This window comes from Kitasatospora sp. NPDC056651, assembly GCF_042792155.1.
Taxonomy (GTDB): Bacteria; Actinomycetota; Actinomycetes; order Streptomycetales; family Streptomycetaceae; genus Kitasatospora.
The window spans coordinates 1-17224 of sequence record NZ_JBHTWX010000012.1; the positions used below are offsets into that span (position 1 = coordinate 1).

5 protein-coding genes are annotated in these 17224 nt (G+C 73.5%); 4 read left to right on the plus strand and 1 reads right to left on the minus strand.

The window, feature by feature from the left end; translation table 11 throughout:
- Positions 1 to 85: 85 nt before the first annotated feature.
- Positions 86 to 3295 carry a M28 family peptidase gene (locus tag ACFRAR_RS07570; protein ID WP_380695841.1) on the minus strand — a complete coding sequence of 1070 codons (3210 nt, stop codon included), beginning with the start codon at positions 3293 to 3295 and terminating at the stop codon, positions 86 to 88.
- A gap of 362 nt (positions 3296 to 3657) precedes the next feature.
- Between ACFRAR_RS07570 and ACFRAR_RS07575 the strand changes: the two genes are divergently transcribed.
- The 4 genes from ACFRAR_RS07575 to ACFRAR_RS07590 all read left to right on the plus strand — a co-directional run bounded on the left by ACFRAR_RS07575 (position 3658) and on the right by ACFRAR_RS07590 (position 17224).
- Positions 3658 to 5085, plus strand: coding sequence for a helix-turn-helix domain-containing protein (locus ACFRAR_RS07575; protein ID WP_380695843.1), 1428 nt, complete (start codon positions 3658 to 3660; stop codon positions 5083 to 5085).
- Positions 5086 to 5390: 305 nt separating this feature from the next.
- Positions 5391 to 6248, plus strand: a complete 858-nt coding sequence (locus ACFRAR_RS07580) for a sterol desaturase family protein (RefSeq protein ID WP_380695845.1) — start codon at positions 5391 to 5393, stop codon at positions 6246 to 6248.
- Positions 6249 to 6318: 70 nt separating this feature from the next.
- Entirely contained in the window at positions 6319 to 15558 is a 9240-nt protein-coding gene (locus ACFRAR_RS07585; RefSeq protein ID WP_380695847.1) for an amino acid adenylation domain-containing protein, read from the plus strand.
- Positions 15545 to 17224 carry a phytoene desaturase family protein gene (locus ACFRAR_RS07590; protein ID WP_380695849.1) on the plus strand — a complete coding sequence of 560 codons (1680 nt, stop codon included), beginning with the start codon at positions 15545 to 15547 and terminating at the stop codon, positions 17222 to 17224. Before ACFRAR_RS07585 ends, ACFRAR_RS07590 begins: the two co-directional genes overlap by 14 nt.

Sequence of the window (17224 nt, forward strand, 5' to 3'; positions counted from 1 at the left end):
GTCCCCCTCGACGGACCGCGGCGCGGCGTTTTCACCGGGTGCTACCGGGTGCTACCGGGTGCTACCGGGTGTCAGCGACCTTCGGTCACACCCGCTGCCAGAGCGCCGGTACGTTCGGCGGCTCCCAGCCGACCTGGGCGGTGTGGCCCTGGAGGCACTGGTAGCTGACCCCGCTGTAGGTCACCACGTCGCCCGCCTGGTAGGTGGTGCCGGCGGTCCAGGTGCCACCGGGGTTGGTCGGGCCGTTGCCCACCACCAGGGAGAAGCTGGTGCTGTGGGTGGCCGAGCCGGTCCCGGTCAGGGTGATGTTGTAGGTGCCGGTGGCGGTCGAGGCGGAGGTGGCGACGGTGAGCGTCGCCGAGCCGCCGGACTGCACCGAGGACGGGCTGAAGGAGACCGTCACACCGGCCGGGGCGCCCGAGGCGGTCAGGCTGACCGTCTGGGCCGAGCCGGAGGTGGTCGCGGTGGCGACCGTCGCGGTGGTGGTGTCACCGGGCTGGACGGTGGCGGTGGCCGGGTTCACCGAGAGGGAGAAGTCGTTGGCGGGCGTGCTGCCGCCGACCGAGGTCTTCCAGATGGTGTAGGCCACGCCGTCGGCGCTGCGGTTGAGCACCGTCGCGTCCACGTTGGCGGTGGTGTCGCAGGACTGGTGGTAGCAGGAGTCGTACGAACGGCCCGCCTGGCCGCCCCACTTGGCCGCCTGCGCCGAGGACTTGGTGGCGCTGGCGCCGGCCGCGTAGCCCGAGGTCGGGATGCCCGCCTGCTGGAAGGAGTAGTCGTCGGAGCGGCCCTGGCCCTCGACGTTCTCCTCCGGCTGGAGGTTCAGCGAGTCCCAGTAGGCCTTCATCGGCGCGGAGGCCGAGGAGGAGATGTTGTTGATGAAGTAGCCGGCGTTGGTCGAGCCGATCATGTCGAAGTTGTAGTACGCCTTGATCGCCGAGCGCTGGGCGGAGCCCAGTTGGCCGACGTAGGACTGCGAGCCCTGGAGGCCCTGCTCCTCACCGGTCCACCAGGCGAACCGGACGTGCCGGGTCAGGCTGGGGTTCTGCTGGGCGAGCACGAGCGCGTTCTCCAGCAGGGTGGCCGAGCCGGAGCCGTTGTCGTTGATGCCGGGGCCGGCCGAGACGCTGTCCAGGTGGGCGCCGAACATGGTGACCTGGTCGGACGGGCCGCCGGGCCAGTCGGCGATCAGGTTGTTGGACTGGTAGGTGCAGGAGGTGCAGGTCTGCTCGGTGACGGTGTAACCGGCCGCCTGGAGCTTGCCCTTGATGTACGCCAGCGACTGGCTGTGCCCGGCGCCGCCCGCGCGGCGGTTGCCGCCGTTCTGGTTGGCGATGGTGTTCAGCTGGGCCAGGTGGGCCTGGACCTTGGCGACGTCGATGTCGGGCGCGGGCCCGTTGGGGTTGCCGCCCCCGCCGACCGTCAGGCCGTACTGGGCGGTGTGGGTGGTGGAGCCGGCGGTGCCGGTCACGGTGATCTGGTAGGTGCCCGCGGTGGCGGCCGAGGAGGCCGCGAGGGTCAGCGTGGCCGACGAACCGGACTGCACCGACGAGGGGTTGAAGCTCGCGGTGACGCCCGACGGCAGGCCGGAGGCGGTCAGGCCGACGCTCTGCGCGGTGCCCGAGGTGACGGCGGTGCTGACCGTCGCCGTGGTCGAGGCGCCGGGCTGGACGGAGCCGGACGCCGGGCCGAGCGACAGCGAGAAGTCGTTGTTGCCGGACGGCGCGCAGGTCGGGTCACCGGTCTGGGCGGGCACGCTGACCGCGTCCCAGGCCGCCTTGGCCCGGTTGAAGAAGGTGCAGCTCGGGTCCAGGCTCTTGGCCGCCGTCAGGGTGGCGGTGCGGTAGCGCTTGTAGGTCATGCCGCTGGTCTTGAGCAGCATGCCGCCGTAGAAGACCCGGCCGGCGTCCTTGATGCCGATGCCGGTGACGGAGGAGCTGTTGCAGGTCGGGCTGGTGGGCTTGCCGCCGCCCGGGTTGGAGCCCTCGGCCAGCAGGTAGAACCAGTGGTTCAGCGGGCCGGCCGCCGCGTGCTCCTCGGTGTTCGGGATGGAGGAGGAGTAGCAGTTGGGGTTGTTGCTCACCAGCGAGGGGTTGTACATGTTGCGGATCGGGCCGTTGCCGACCAGGTTGATCATCTCGCCGACGGTGTAGTCCGGGCTGTCGTACGGAGCGGGCTCGTTGGCGTACGACTCGGTGAGCGCGCCCATGATGTCGCCGGTGGCCTCGCCCAGACCGGCCTCGTTGTTGGCGCCGCCCGGGGTGTACTGGTCGAGGCCGTGGCCGAACTCGTGGCCGACCACGTCGATCGCGGCGATCCACTTGTTGGCCTGGCTGTGGCCGATGGATATCGTGCTGCCGTCCCAGTAGGCGTTGACGTCGTTGAGGCCGACCTTGACCGGCCAGCTGCCGCCGTTGCCGTTGTGCCCGTTGCGACCGAGCCAGTCGCGGAGCATGTCCCATTCCTTCTGGGCCGCGAACATCGCGTCGCCGCAGCCGGTCTCCTTGCTGGTGGCGCTGCCGGTGCCCCAGGAGTCGGAGCTCTTGCTGAACACCTGGCCGGTGCTGTAGTCGGAACAGGACAGTCCCGGCCGGTTGGGGTCGCGCAGCGAGTAGGAGCCGCCCGAGCCGGTGGTGCTGATGGTGACCGGGGCCGGGCCGTTCCACTCGCTGTTGATGGTGCCGGCGCGGACCTCGTCGTAGCTGTCGATCACGTCGCCGGTGGCCGCGTCCACGAAGACGTGCAGCCGGCTCGGGGCGCTACCCCGGTGCCCGGCGAGCACGGTCTCCCAGGCGAGCCGGCCGCTGCCGCCGTCCTTGACCCGGACGACCAGGCGGCGGGACTCCACCGAGTCGACGGCGGCCAGCCTGGTGCGCGCGGTCTTCTCCGCCTGTTCCGCGCTGACCTGCGGTTTCGTCGAGCCCCCGACCGGGCCGGTGGCGGCCGACTGGAGGCCGCGGACCTTGCCCTGTCCGTCGGCGAGCACGACCGCGTCGCCGCCGACCACCGGCAGACCGCGGTAGCTGCGCTCGTACGCGACGGAGTAGAGGCCGCCGACCCAGGGGGTGACGGCCTTGCGCTCGTAGGTCTCGTCCGGGCCCTTGGCGAGCGCGTCCAGACCGGCCGCGGCGGCGGCGTCGGCGGCGTTCACGGCGGCGGCCAGGGCGCTCGGCGGCGCCGGGGTGGGAACGGGCGCGGCGGTGGCCGGCCCGGCGGTGGCGGCGATCATGCCGGCCAGCACCGTCAGGGTGGTCGCTGCGGTCAGCAACCGACCTGTGGAAACTCTGCGTTGCATCGAGGCTCCTCGCATGTGGGGGTCCTCGACCGCGGACGACACGGCTGGTGGCGCTCCGCAGGGCCGCGTCCGGGGGGACGGCCGTGCGGGCCGTCCGCGCTCGGGTGCCCGAACCCTCACATGGCGTCATGCTCGGGTCAATGCCCGGTGCGCGCGGGGCATAGGTTTGGCAAATTCCGTCAAGGCCGCCGGTCCGGGTTTGCGTCAAGCTGGGGTTTCCTTCAAGTGGTTGAGACCACGTCATGTACGGGGTGGGTGGCCATCGAGTACCGTCCTCGTCATCGGAGTCGTCCGAATCACTGGAATCGTCGCGTCGGCGGGCCCTGCGGACCGCCCGGGGACGACGCGCCCGGGAGGCAGCCGTGCAGCGGAACCGTGTGGCCCCCGCGGCAGGGGTTCCGGCACCGCCGACCGGCCGGGTGCGGGACGCCTGGCGGGAGTTCGGCGCCCGGCTGCGGCACTGGCGGCGCCGGGCCGGTCTCACCCAGGCCCAGCTCGGCGCCGGGATCGGCTACGACCACACCGCGGTCAGCAAGATCGAGCACGGTGCCCGCCGGGTCACCCCCCGGGTCGCTGACCGGATCGACGAGCTGCTCGGGGCCGGCGGCGAGTTGAGCGCCGCCTGCCTGCGCGCGGAGAACGCCGAACTGTGCGTCCTGGACGCCCTGTCGCCCGCGCTGCTCCAGCCCCCGGTGCCGGGCGAGGCGCCGCTCGGCGCGCCCGCCCCCGCCCCGGCGCCGCCGCGGCTGCCCGACTACGGACTGCTCTGCCCGCTGCACGGCGCCGAGGGCTGTACGGTGCCCGGGCCCGCCGAGATCGCCGCGCTGCACGCGGAGTTCTGCGCCCCCAGGGCGCTCGACGACCCGTCCGCCGCGCGCCCGCTGGACGCCGCCACCGCGCACGCCCTGACCGGGCTGCTCGCCGCCCACCTGCGCTCCGGCGAAACCGGCGACCGGCCGTGCCTGGCCGCCTCCGTCGAGCGCACCCTGACCGCGGTGCTCGCCCGGCTCGCCGCCGCGCCCGCGGCGCAGCGCGGCCCGCTGGTCCGGCTGGCGGCCGAACACGCCCACGCGGCCGGCGCCCTGCGGATGCAGGACGGGCGCAACGCCACCGCGATGGCCTGCTACGACCGCGCGCTCACCTGGGCCGGGCTGGCCGGGGACCAGGCCACCCAGGTCGGCACGCTCAGCGACATGAGCATCCTGGCCCGGCTGGACGGCGACCCGGTGGCCGCCCTCGGCTACGCCCGGGAGATCGACCGGGCGGCCCCGGACCGGCACTGGGCCGGCGCGATGGGCCGGATCAGCCGGGCCCGGGCGCACGCGCTGGCCGGGGACGCGGGGGCGACCGTCCGGCAGATCGGCCTGGCCCGGGCGCACCTGGACCACATCGGCGCGGACGACGAGCTCGACGTGCCCTGGCTCTCCATCGCCTCGATGCGGGTGCGGGTGGAGGCCGCGGCCGCCGCAGCGCTGCGCGACGTGGCCGCGGCCACCGACGATCCCCGGCTGGCCCGCCGGGCGCTGAGGGCCGCCGAGACCGCGCTCGCCCTGCTCGGTCCGGACCAACTGCCCGCCAGCCGACTGCTCTTCGTCGTCCGGGCGGCCGACTGCCACGTCTGCGCGCACGATCCGGGGTCGGCCGTCGACCTGCTCGGCCCGGCCCTGGAGGCGACCGGGGCCACCGCCCTGCCCGCCCTCGTCGAGTACGAGCTGCGCGGGTTGCGCGACCGCCTCGCGGCGCACGCGCCCCGCGCCGCACACCGGCTGGCGGAGCCGGCCCGCTCCTGACCGGCGGTCGTCCGGGGTCCGTGGTGACGGTGGCCGGGTTGGCCGGATCGGTGGCCGCGCAGAACGGCGCACAAGGGGCGCACCAGGCGCTCGGCCGATGGAACAGTGGGCATCGCACTCCGTCAATTCCCGTTCGTTCTCGAAAATGCGCCCCTTTTGCGCCGTACAGACGTCAACTTCGTGCGCGTATAGTCCGCCGATCGGGTCATTCATGGATTTAACACGTCGAATGACTGTCACGGCGCGTGAGTCCCGCTAGAGTCTCTGACGTTTCCAGTCGTTGGTTCGCGAAGAACGGGGGGCGCGTGCTGTCAGTCATTGCCAGCCGGCTCGCCCATCCGTTGCTGCTGCTGGGTGTGCTGTGCACGGCCGTCGCGACCCTGCACTTCCACTGGGCGCCGGACCGGGTCTCCCCGTTCTTCCTGATCGGCGTGCTCGGATACCTGGCGGTCCTGGAGCGGGTGATCCCGTACCGGACCGACTGGCATCCGAGCAGGCGTGAACTCGGCTGGTACAGCGTCTACTTCGTGCTGAGCATGGTGGGCGGCGCGCTGGCCCAGGGGCTGGTGTCGGCGCTGGTGGAACTGCTCGGCACGGCCCACCCGGCGCTGCCGTTCGCGGCGGAGATCCCGCTCGCGCTGCTGATCGGCTCGCTCGGCGACTACCTCGTGCACCGCTGGTCCCACCGCAACCGGTGGCTCTGGCGACTGCACGGGGTGCACCACGTCCCGGACAAGGTGAACGTCGCGAACAATGGCGTGAATCATTTCCTGGACGTGGCCGTCGCACAGTCCGTGGTCCAACTGTCGCTGGCGCTCATCGGATTCTCTCCGGATTCAGTGTTCGTAGTCGGAATATTCGTCCTGGCTCAGGGGTATTTCGTCCACGCCAACATCGAAGTCCGGATCGGTCCGCTCGGTCACGTCCTGGCGGGCCCGGAGCTCCACCGCCTGCACCACAGCACCGACCTCGCCGAAGCCGGCCACTACGCCTCCGACCTCTCGCTCTGGGATCACGTGTTCGGGAGCTTCACCTGGCGGCCGGGCAGAGTGCCGAAGGCCGTCGGCCTCACCGACCCGGCCGCGTTCCCCGCCACCGGAGAGCTCGGCGCCACCCTTCTGCATCCCTGGCGCCGGCCGAAGACGACCGAACAGTCCGTCTGAACCCCGGCCCACGAGGCCGCCTCCACCTGCCCGTGCCCCCGGCGCCACGCCATCACCCTCGGATTGGATCATGACTTCCTCGCCCTTCGCCGTGCCCCGCGAACGCATCGCGATCACCGGTATCGGCTGCCGCCTGCCGGGACACGCCAACGACCACCGGACCTTCTGGCGCAACCTGATCGAGGGCCGGGACTGTCTCACCGAGACGCCCGCCGACCGCTACGACACCGGCACCCTGGGCAGCAGGGACCGGGCCAAGCCGGGGCGGCTGATCGGGGGCCGGGGCGGCTACATCGACGGCTTCGACACCTTCGACCCGGACTTCTTCGGGATCAGCCCGCGCGAGGCCGAACACATGGACCCGCAGCAGCGCAAGCTCCTGGAGGTCAGCTGGGAGGCCCTGGAGGACGGCGGGCTGCGCCCCGACGAGCTGGCCGGCCGGGAAGTCGGCGTCTACATGGGCGCCTTCACGCTCGACTGGAAGATCCTCCAGTTCGCCGACCTCGACTTCTCCACCATCGCCGCGCACACCGCCACCGGCACCATGATGACGATGGTGTCCAACCGGATCTCGCACTGCTTCGACTTCCGCGGGCCCAGCGTCTCGATCGACACCGCGTGCAGCTCCTCGCTGGTCGCGGTCCACCTCGCCTGCCAGAGCCTGCTCCGTGGCGAGACCGAACTCGCCCTGGCCGGGGGCGCGTTGCTGCACATGACGCCGCAGTACACGATCGCCGAGACCAAGGGCGGCTTCCTCTCCGCGGACGGCCGCTCACGCGCCTTCGACGCCTCCGCCGACGGCTACGTCCGGGCCGAGGGCGTCGGCGTGGTCGTGCTCAAGCGGCTGTCCGACGCGCTGCGCGACGGGGACCCGGTGCACGCCGTCATCCTGGGCAGCGGCGTCAACCAGGACGGCCGCACCAACGGCATCACCGTCCCCAGCGCGGACGCCCAGGTCACCCTGATCGAGCGGGTCTGCGCCGAGGCCGGAGTGGTGCCCGGCAGCCTCCAGTACGTCGAGGCGCACGGCACCTCCACCCCGGTCGGCGACCCGATCGAGGCCGCGGCCCTCGGCCGGGTGCTCGGCATCGGCCGCCGCTCCGGGGACCGCTGCTACGTCGGCTCGGTCAAGACCAACATCGGGCACACCGAGGCGGCGGCCGGCGTCGCCGGGCTGATCAAGACGGTCCTCGCGCTCAAGCACCGCCGCATCCCGCCGCACCTCAACCTGGAACGGCCCAACCCCGGCATCGACCTGGACGCGCTGCCCTTCGAGATCCCGACCGTACCGACGGTCTGGCCCGAGCACCGCGGGCCCGCCCGCGCGGGCGTCAACTCCTTCGGCTTCGGCGGCACCAACGCCCACGTCCTGCTGGAGGAACCGCCGCGGCCCGAGCCCACCCCGCCGGCGGCCGAGCCGGCCCGCACGGTGCTGCCGCTGAGCACCAAGGACGCCGCCGGGCTGCCCGAACTGGCCGCCGCCGTACGGCAGGAGATCGCCGGCGGGACGACCCTGGCCGACCTCGGGCACACCCTGGCGCACCGCCGTCAGCACCTGTCCGAGCGGCTCGCCGTGGTCTACTCCACCCGGCAGGACCTGGACGAGGCGCTGGCCGCGTACGAGCGCGGCGAGGAGCACCCGCGGGTCGTCCAGGGCCGCGCCCTGGAGCGCCGGCAGCGGCGCCTGGCCTGGGTGTTCACCGGCATGGGCCCGCAGTGGTGGGGGATGGGCCGGGGGCTGTACGAACACGAGCCGGTCTACCGGGAGGCCGTGCGGGCCGTCGACCGGGAGATCCGCGAGCAGGCCGGCTGGTCGCTGCTGACCGAACTGGACCGCGCCGAGGCGGACTCCAGGATGGCCGAGACCTGGCTCGCCCAGCCCGCCAACTTCGCTGTCCAGGTGGGACTTTCGGCGATCTGGCGGAGCCACGGCCTGCACCCCGACGCGGTGGTCGGGCACAGCACCGGCGAGGTCGCCGCCTTCCACGAGGCCGGGGTGTACGACCTCGCCGACGCCGTCCGCGTGGTACTCGCCCGCAGCCGCCTCCAGCAGCGTCTGGCCGGCACCGGCAGCATGCTCGCGGTCGGCCTGCCGGAGGCGGAGGCCGAGCGCCGGATCCGCCCGTACCGCGACCGGATCTCGCTCGGCGCGGTCAACAGCCCCTCCGCGGTGACCCTGGCCGGGGACACCGAGGCGCTGGGCGAACTGGCCGAGGAGCTGCGGCAGCAGGGCGTCTTCGCCCGGCCGCTGGACGTCGAAGTCCCGTACCACAGCGTGCGGATGGACCCGATCCGGGACGAACTGATCGCCTCGCTCGCCGCCATCAAGCCGCAGGAGGCGCGGCTGCCGCTCTACCTGACCGCCCGCGAGGGGCTCGCCCGCGGGCCGGAGCTGGACGGCGAGTACTGGTGGCAGAACGTCCGCAACCCGGTGCGCTTCCGGGCCGCCGTCGAGCGGATGGCCGAGGACGGCCACGCGCTGTTCCTGGAGCTCGGCCCGCACCCGGTGCTCGGCCACGCGATCCGCGAGTGCGCCGAGCAGGCGCACACCCTGCCGTCGATCCGCCGGCAGCAGGACGAGCCCGAGCGCCTCGCCCGCAGCCTGGCCGAACTCCACACCCTCGGCGTCGAGTTCGACTGGGGAGCGCTGCACCCGGCCGGCCGCCCGGCACCGCTGCCGGCCTACCCGTGGCGGCGCGACCGCTACTGGGTGGAGCCCAAGCCGGTCGAGCAGGTCCGCCTCGGGCGGCTCGACCACCCGCTGCTCGGCCGCCGCACCGCGAGCGCCCAGCCCGGCTGGACCGGCACGCTCGACCCCGAGCGGCTGCCCTACCTGGCCGACCACCGGATCGAGGGCCAGGTGGTCTTCCCGGCCGCCGGGTACCTGGAGATGGCCGCCCAGGCCGTCCGCACCCTGACCGGCGGCACCGAGGTGACGCTGGCCGAGATCGAGCTGAACCGGGCACTGTTCCTCTCCGAGACCGAGCCCGTCCCGGTCCAGCTCGGCTACGCGCCCGAGGACGCCCGCTTCACCATCGCCTCCGCCCCGGCGGGCGGCGAGCCCGCCGTGCACGCCGCCGGGCGGGTCCGCACCGGCCAGCGCCGCTCCTACGGGCCCGCGCCGGACCTGGACGCGCTGCGCGCCCGGGGACAGCACCTCGACGGCCCGGACTGCTACCGGCGGCTGGCCGAGCTCGGCTACGACTACGGCCCCGCCTTCCGGACCATCGCCGAGGTCTGGGCCGGCCCCGGCGAGGCACTCGCCCGGATCCGGCCGACCGGGGACCTCGGCCCGGACGCGGCCGCCCACCACCTGCACCCGGTCCTGCTGGACGGCTGCTTCCAGGCCCTGCTCACCACCCGGCTGCACACGCCCGAGGGCGGCAGCGTCCGGCTGCCCGTCTCGATCGAGGAGGTCCGGCTCGACGGGACCGGCGACCGCCCGCTCTGGGTGCACGCCACCGTCACCCGGGACAGCGGCGAGGAACTCGTCGGCGACCTCGCGCTCTTCGCCGAGGACGGCACCCCGGTCGGCAGGGTCACCGGCTTCAGGGTCGCCGACGTCGCCCAGGCCCCGGCCTCCGTCGGACTGGCCACCATCGACGGCTGGCTCACCGAGGTCGCCTGGGTGAGCGCACCCGAGCCCGCCGGCGGCGAGGTGCCCGGTGACCTGCTGCTCTTCGCCGACGAGGGCGGCGTCGCCGGACGGCTGGCCGCCCTGGCCGCCACCCGCGGCACCCGCTGCCACCTGGTCCGGCCCGGCACCGGGTACCGCCACGGCGAGGACCACTCGACCGTACGGCCCGACTCCGCCGAGGACGTCCGACGGCTGTTCGCCGACCTCGACCCGGGCTTCGGCACCGTCGTCCACCTCTGGAACCTCGACCTGCCCGCCCTGGAGTCCGCCACCGCCGAGCGGCTCGGCCCGCTCGCCACCCTCGGCGCCTACTCGCTGATCGCCCTCGCCCAGGCCCTGCCCGCCGCCCGCCCGGACGGCCGGCTGCACATCGTCACCCGGGGCACCCAGCCCGCCGCCCCCGGCGACCGGGTCGAACCGCTCGGCGCCCCCGCCTGGGGCATCGGACGGGTGCTGTGGCAGCAGGAGCTGGTCGCCCAGCGCGGCACCCTGATCGACCTCGACCCGGCCGCCGACGCCGCCGCCCAGGCCGAGGCGCTGCTCGCCGAACTCGCCGCCGGGGACGAACAGGAGATCGCCCTGCGGGCCGGTGCCCGGCTCACCAGCCGGCTGCGCCAGGCCGAGGGCCTCACCCGCCCGCTGCCGCCCGTGCTGCGACCCGACGGCAGCTACCTCGTCACCGGGGCCTTCGGCGCCCTCGGCCGGCTGCTCTGCCGCACCCTGGTGCGGCGCGGCGCCCGCCGGCTGATCCTGGTCGGCCGCACCGCCCTGCCCGAGCGCTCCCAGTGGGCGTACACCGACCCGGACGGGCCCGTCGGCGAGCGGATCGCCTTCCTGCGCGAACTCCAGGCGCTGGGCGCCGAACCGCTGCTCGCCCCGGTGGACGTCACCGACGAGGCCGCCCTCGCCGACTGGCTCGCCGACTACCGGCAGCGCCAGCGCCCGCCGATCCGCGGCGTGTTCCACCTCGCCGGGCAGGTCAAGGACACCCTGCTGGCCCAGATGGACCGGGCGGCCTTCGACGCCGGCTACGCCCCCAAGGTGGTCGGCGGCCACCTCCTGCACCGGCTGCTGCGCGACGAACCGCTCGACCACTTCGTGCTGTTCGCCTCCGTCGCCTCGCTGCTCACCACCGCCGGGCAGACCAACTACGCGGCCGGCAACGCCTTCCTGGACGCCCTCGCCCACCACCGGCGGGCCGACGGCCTGCCCGGGCTCAGCCTCGACTGGGGCCCCTGGGCCACCGGCATGATCGAGGAGCTGGGCCTGGTCGCCCACTACCGCGACGCCCGCGGCATGAGCTCGCTGCCGCCCGACGCCGGGACGGCCGTCCTGGAGCGCGTCCTCGGCCAGGACCGCGCCCAGCTGCTGGTCGCCACCGTGGTCGACTGGCCGACCTTCCTCGCCTGGTACCCGGCGCCGCCGCCGCTGGTCGCCGAGCTGGCGGCGAGCGCCGCCGAACAGGCCCCCGTCGAGACCGGCGGCTTCCTGGACACCTACCGCGCGGCCGACCCGCAGGCCCGCCGGGAGCTGGTCACCGAGCGGTTCACCGCCGCCGCCGCGGCCGTGCTGCGGATCGCCGCCGAGCGGATCGACACGGAGACCAGGCTCGGCGCGCACGGCCTGGACTCGCTGCTCGCGATGGAGCTGCGCGCCCGGGTGCACGCCGAACTGGGCGTCGCCCTGCCGGTGGTGGCCCTGCTCAGCAACGGCACCGTCGGCGACCTGGTCGACCTGCTCACCGAGGGCCTGGCCGAGCGGCTCGCCGACGGCGGCCCGGCCGAGGCCGAGGTGGAGCTCCACACCGACGAGTCCCGCTACCCGCTCACCCACAACCAGCAGGCGCTCTGGTTCCTGCGCCTGCTGCACCCGGACGGCTTCGCGTACAACATCGGCGGCGCCGTCGAGGTGCGCGCGGAGATCGACCCCGAGTCGATGTTCGCGGCCTTCCGCTTCCTGGTCGCCCGGCACCCCGGGCTGCGCGCCGCCTTCACCGCCGAGGAGGGCCGCCCGGTCCAGCTGATCCGGGAGGACGCCGAGGCCGACACCGGGCTGTTCGACGTCGAGGGCCGGCCGTGGGAGGAGATCCACGACCTGATCGTCCGCGAGTACCGGAGGCCGTACGACCTCGCCGGGGACCCGCTGGTCCGGCTGCGGCTGTTCCGGCGCGGGCCGGACCGCTGGGTGCTGATGAAGGCCGTCCACCACATCGTCTCGGACGCGATCTCCACCTTCACCTTCATCGAGGAGCTCTTCGAGGTCTACGAGGCGCTGCGCCAGGGCCGCACCCCGGAACTGGCCCCGGTCCCGGCCCGCTACCTGGACTTCCTCAACCATCAGAACCGCTTCCTGGCCGGGCCCGAGGCCCGCCGGATGCTGGACTACTGGCGCGGCCACCTGCCGGCCGAGATGCCGGTGCTGGCGCTGCCCACCGACAAGCCGCGCCCGGCCGTGCAGACCCACAACGGGGCCTCGGAGTTCTTCCAGCTGGACGAGGAGCTCACCTCCAGAGTCCACGAGTTGGCCCGGGCGAACGGCGCCACCCCGTTCATGGTGCTGCTCGGCGCGTACTACCTGCTGCTGCACCGCTGGTCCGGGCAGCCGGACATCGTGGTCGGCAGCCCGGTCACCGGCCGCACCCAGGAGGAGTTCGGCTCCGTCTACGGCTACTTCGTCAACCCGCTGCCGCTGCACGTCAGCCTGGCCGGGGAGCCGACCGTGGCCGAGCTGCTGGCCCGGGTGCGGGCGAGCGTGCTCGGCGGCCTGGACAACCAGGAGTACCCCTTCCCGCTGCTGGTCGAGCAGCTGGGGCTCCAGCACGACCCGAGCCGCTCCGCGGTGTTCCAGGCGATGTTCATCCTGCTCACCCACAAGGTCGCCGTGGAGCGCTTCGGCTACCGCCTGGAGTACATCGAACTCCCCGAGGAGGAAGGTCAGTTCGACCTCACGCTGTCCGCCTACGAGGACCGCGCGGACGGCTGCTTCCACTGCGTCTTCAAGTACAACTCCGACCTCTTCGAACCCGCCACCGTCCAGCGGCTCGCCGCGCACTACCGCAACCTGCTGGACGCCATGACCCGCGCCGCCGAGGCCGAGCCGGTCGGGCGGCTGCGGATGCTGGGCGAGGCCGAGCGCCGGGAGATCCTCACCGGCTTCAGCGGCGCCGAACGCCGGATCGAGCACGACGTCCCGGTGCCGGAGCTGATCGCCAAGGCCGCCGCCGAGCGGCCGGAGGCCGTCGCGGTCGTCACGCCCGGCCGGGACGGGACCCGCCGGACGACCTACCGCGAACTGGACCGGCGCTCCCACCGCACCGCCGTACGGCTGCGCGAACTCGGCGTCGGCGAGGGATCGGTGGTCGCGGTCTGCCTGGACAAGTCACCCGAGCTGATCACCACCCTGCTGGCGATCTGGCGGGCCGGCGCCGCGTACCTGCCGCTCGACCCCGGCCACCCGGCCGACCGGCTCGCCCACCAGGTGGCCGACGCCGGGGCGGCCCTCGTGGTGGTCGACCAGGGGCGCCCGCTCGCGGCCGACCTGCCCGCCGACCTGGTCACCCTGGAAGAGCTCGACCGGCCCGCCGGGACGGCCCCGCAGCTGCCCGCCGCCGACCCGGACCGGGCCGCCTACGTGATCCACACCTCGGGCTCCACCGGCCGCCCGAAGGGGGTCCGGGTCGACCACCGCAACCTGGCCGCCGTCACCGCCGGCTGGCGCGCCGAGTACCGGCTGGACACCGAGGTGCGGGTGCACCTCCAGATGGCCGGCACCGCCTTCGACGTCTTCTCCGGCGACCTCGCCCGGGCGCTCAGCACCGGAGGCACCCTCGTCCTGGTCGACCGCGAACTGCTCTTCGACACCGCCCGGCTGTACCGGGTGATGCGCGAGGAGGCCGTGAACGGCGGCGAGTTCGTGCCCGCCGTGGCCCGCGCGCTGCTGGCGCACTGCGAGCGCGACGGCCTGGCGCTGGACTTCCTGCGGCTGCTGATCGTCGGTTCCGACTCCTGGAAGGCCGCCGAGCACCAGCGGCTGCGCGAGCTGTGCGGCCCCCGGACCCGGCTGGTCAACTCCTACGGGCTGACCGAGGCGAGCGTCGACAGCACCTACTACGAGGGCGCGGCCGAGCGGCTGGAGCCCGGCCGGATGGTGCCCATCGGCCGACCGTTCCCGAACAGCGCGGTGTACGTCCTCGACCCCTACCGCGAGCCCGTCCCGGTGGGCGTGCCCGGCGAGCTGTGGATCGGTGGCGCGGGCGTCGCGGCCGGCTACCCCAACGACCCGGAACAGACCGCCCGGCGCTTCGTCACCAGGGAACTGGACGGCACGACCGTCCGGCTCTACCGCACCGGCGACCTCGGCCACTGGGACACCGCCGGCACCGTGCACCTGCTCGGCCGGATCGACAACCAGGTCAAGGTCCGCGGCCACCGGATCGAGCTCGGCGAGATCGAGGCCCACCTCACCGCCCGCCCGGAACTCGCCCAGGCCTGCGTGACGGTCCGCCCGGACGCCCGGGGAGAGGCCGCGCTCGCCGCCTACGTGGTGCCGGCCGAGGGCACCCTGCTGGACCGCCGGGAGCTGCGCCGCCACCTGGCCGAGCACCTGCCCACCGTGATGATCCCCTCCTACCTCACCGAACTGCCCGCCCTGCCGCTCACCCCGAACGGCAAGGTGGACGTCGCGGCGCTGCCCGAGCCGAAGGCCGACACGGCCGGGGCCCAGCACGAACCGCCGGTCACCCTCTACGAGACCACGGTCGCCGAACACTGGCGGAACCTGCTCGGCCTGGACGAAGTCGGCCTCCAGCACGACTTCTTCGAACTCGGCGGCAGCTCGATCCGGCTCATCGAGCTGATCCACCACCTCCAGACCGAGTTCAACATCAGCATCCCGGTCGGCCTGCTGTTCAAGGTCACCACCCTGCACGGCATGGCCCGCACCGTCGAGCAGATCATCACCGGCGAGGTGGCCGGCGGCGAGGCCTACCTCTGGTTCAACTCCGAAGCACCCGCGGACCGTACGGTCTTCTGCTTCCCGCCGGCCGGCGGGCACGGGCTGGTCTACCGGCAGCTCGCCGCGCACCTGCCGGAGCAGCGGATCGCCTCCTTCAACTACCTGACCGGCGACGACAAGACGGCCCGCTACGCGGACCTGGTCGAGCAACTGCACCCCGACGGACCGTACGTGCTGCTCGGCTACTCGCTCGGCGGCAACCTGGCCTACGAGGTGGCCAAGGAGCTGGAGCGGCGCGGACGCACCGTCGACTCGGTGCTCCTGGTCGACGCCTACCGGGTCACCGAGGCCTTCGACCTCGGCGACGAGCACCTGGCCGTCTTCGAGCGCGAACTGCACGAACACCTGCACCGCCACACCGGATCGCGGATCGTCGCCCAGGAGACCCTCGAACAGGCCAGGGACTACCTGGAGTTCAGCAGCCGGACGCCCAACACCGGTACGGTGAAGGCACAGTTGGACGTGGTCTGCGAACGCGAGCGGCTCTCCGTCCACGTGGGCGGCGAACCGGGTTCCTGGCACGGCGCCTCCACCACCGGCACCGCGGTGTACGTCGGCCACGGCGCCCACGCCGAGATGCTCGACGGGGACTTCGCCGCCCGCAACGCCGAACTGGCGGGCGCCATCCTGGCCGGAGGGGCAGCCGATGGCCGCGACTGACCGGGGACCGGACTGGTCCACCAGGGGGCGGGCCCCCGGCGGCCCGCCCCGGGTCATCGTGATCGGGGCCGGCCTGGCCGGCCTCGCCACCGGCTGCTACGCGCAGATGAGCGGCCTGGAGACCCGGATCTTCGAGAAGCACGTGCTGCCCGGCGGCTGCTGCGCCGCGTGGTCCCGGCACGGCTACCTGTTCGACTACTGCATCGACTGGCTGATCGGCACCGCCGAGGGCACCGGCGCGCACCAGGTGTGGAGCGAACTCGGCGCCCTGGACGGCAAGTCGGTGACCCGCTTCGAGACCTTCAACCGCGTCGTCGACGAACACGGCCGGGCCGTCACCTTCTTCGGCGACCCGGACCGGCTGGAGGCCCACCTGCTGGCCCTCGCGCCCGGGGACGCCAAGCCGATCCGGGCCTTCTGCCGGGACCTGCGGCGCTTCGCCGCGATCGACCTGCCCTGGGACCTCACCCCGCCGCCGCTGCGCACCACGGCGGAACGGCTGCGCACCCTGCGCGCCGTCCTGCCCGCGTTCCGGCTGTTCTGGCGCACCGCGACCACCCCGATGAGCGGCTTCGCCGAGCGCTTCCAGGACCCGCTGCTGCGGCGGGCCTTCCCCAACATGTTCCTCCAGGAGCCGGCCGGCTTCCCGCTGCTGCCGTACCTGTACACCCTGTCCGCCGCGCACAACGGCAACGCGGGCTTCCCCCAGGGCGGTTCGCTCGGCCTGGCCCGCTCGGTCGAGGAGCGCTACACCTCGCTCGGCGGGGTGATCGGCTACCGCTGCCGGGCCGAGCGGGTGCTGATCGAGGACGGCCGGGCGATCGGGGTGGAACTCCGGGACGGCTCGCGGCACTTCGCGGACCACGTGGTGGCCGCCTGCGACGGCCCGACGGTGCTCGACCGGCTGCTGGAAGGGCGCTACTCCAGCCCCTCCACCGAGCGGCTGTACGGCGAACTGCTGGACAAGCCGGGCAACCTGTACCCGGCCGTGGTGTCCGCCTTCGTCGGCGTCGACGGCCCGCTGCCCGAGGGCGAGCCGCACGCCACCACCTACCTGCTGAAGCCCGAGGACGGCGACCGGCTGCCCGGCTCGCTCCAGCACAGCCTGGTGGTGCAGTTGCGCTCCAACTACGCGGACGGCTTCGCGCCGCCCGGCAAGTCGGTGCTGCACTGCACCTACTTCAGCGACTACCGCTCCTGGAAGGACCTGCGCACCGCCGACCGCCGGGCCTACCGGGCGCGGAAGCAGGAAGTCGCGGCGTTCGTCCGGGAGTTCCTGGAGCGGACCTACCCCGGCCTCGGCCGGCGGATCGAACTCGTCGACGTCGCCTCGCCGGTGACCACCGAGCGGTTCACCGGCAACACCTACGGCAGCATCCTCGCCTGGCAGGCCTTCTCCGAGGCCGAGGACGTGGCCAACCGGCTGGTCAACCGGGAGCGGATGCGGCTGCCCGGACTGAGCGGCTTCTCGATGGCCGGCCAGTGGACCGCGCTCGGCGGGCTGATCCGGGCCGCCACCAGCGGGCGGTTCGCCGCCCAGTACCTCTGCCAGGAGCTGGGCCGGCCGTTCCGGGCCTGGCCCAGTGAGAACCAGGAACCCTGGCACCCGGGCAAGTGGGGCCGGCTGCCGCAACTCGACCAGGCCACCGTGGGAGCGCCTGAATGA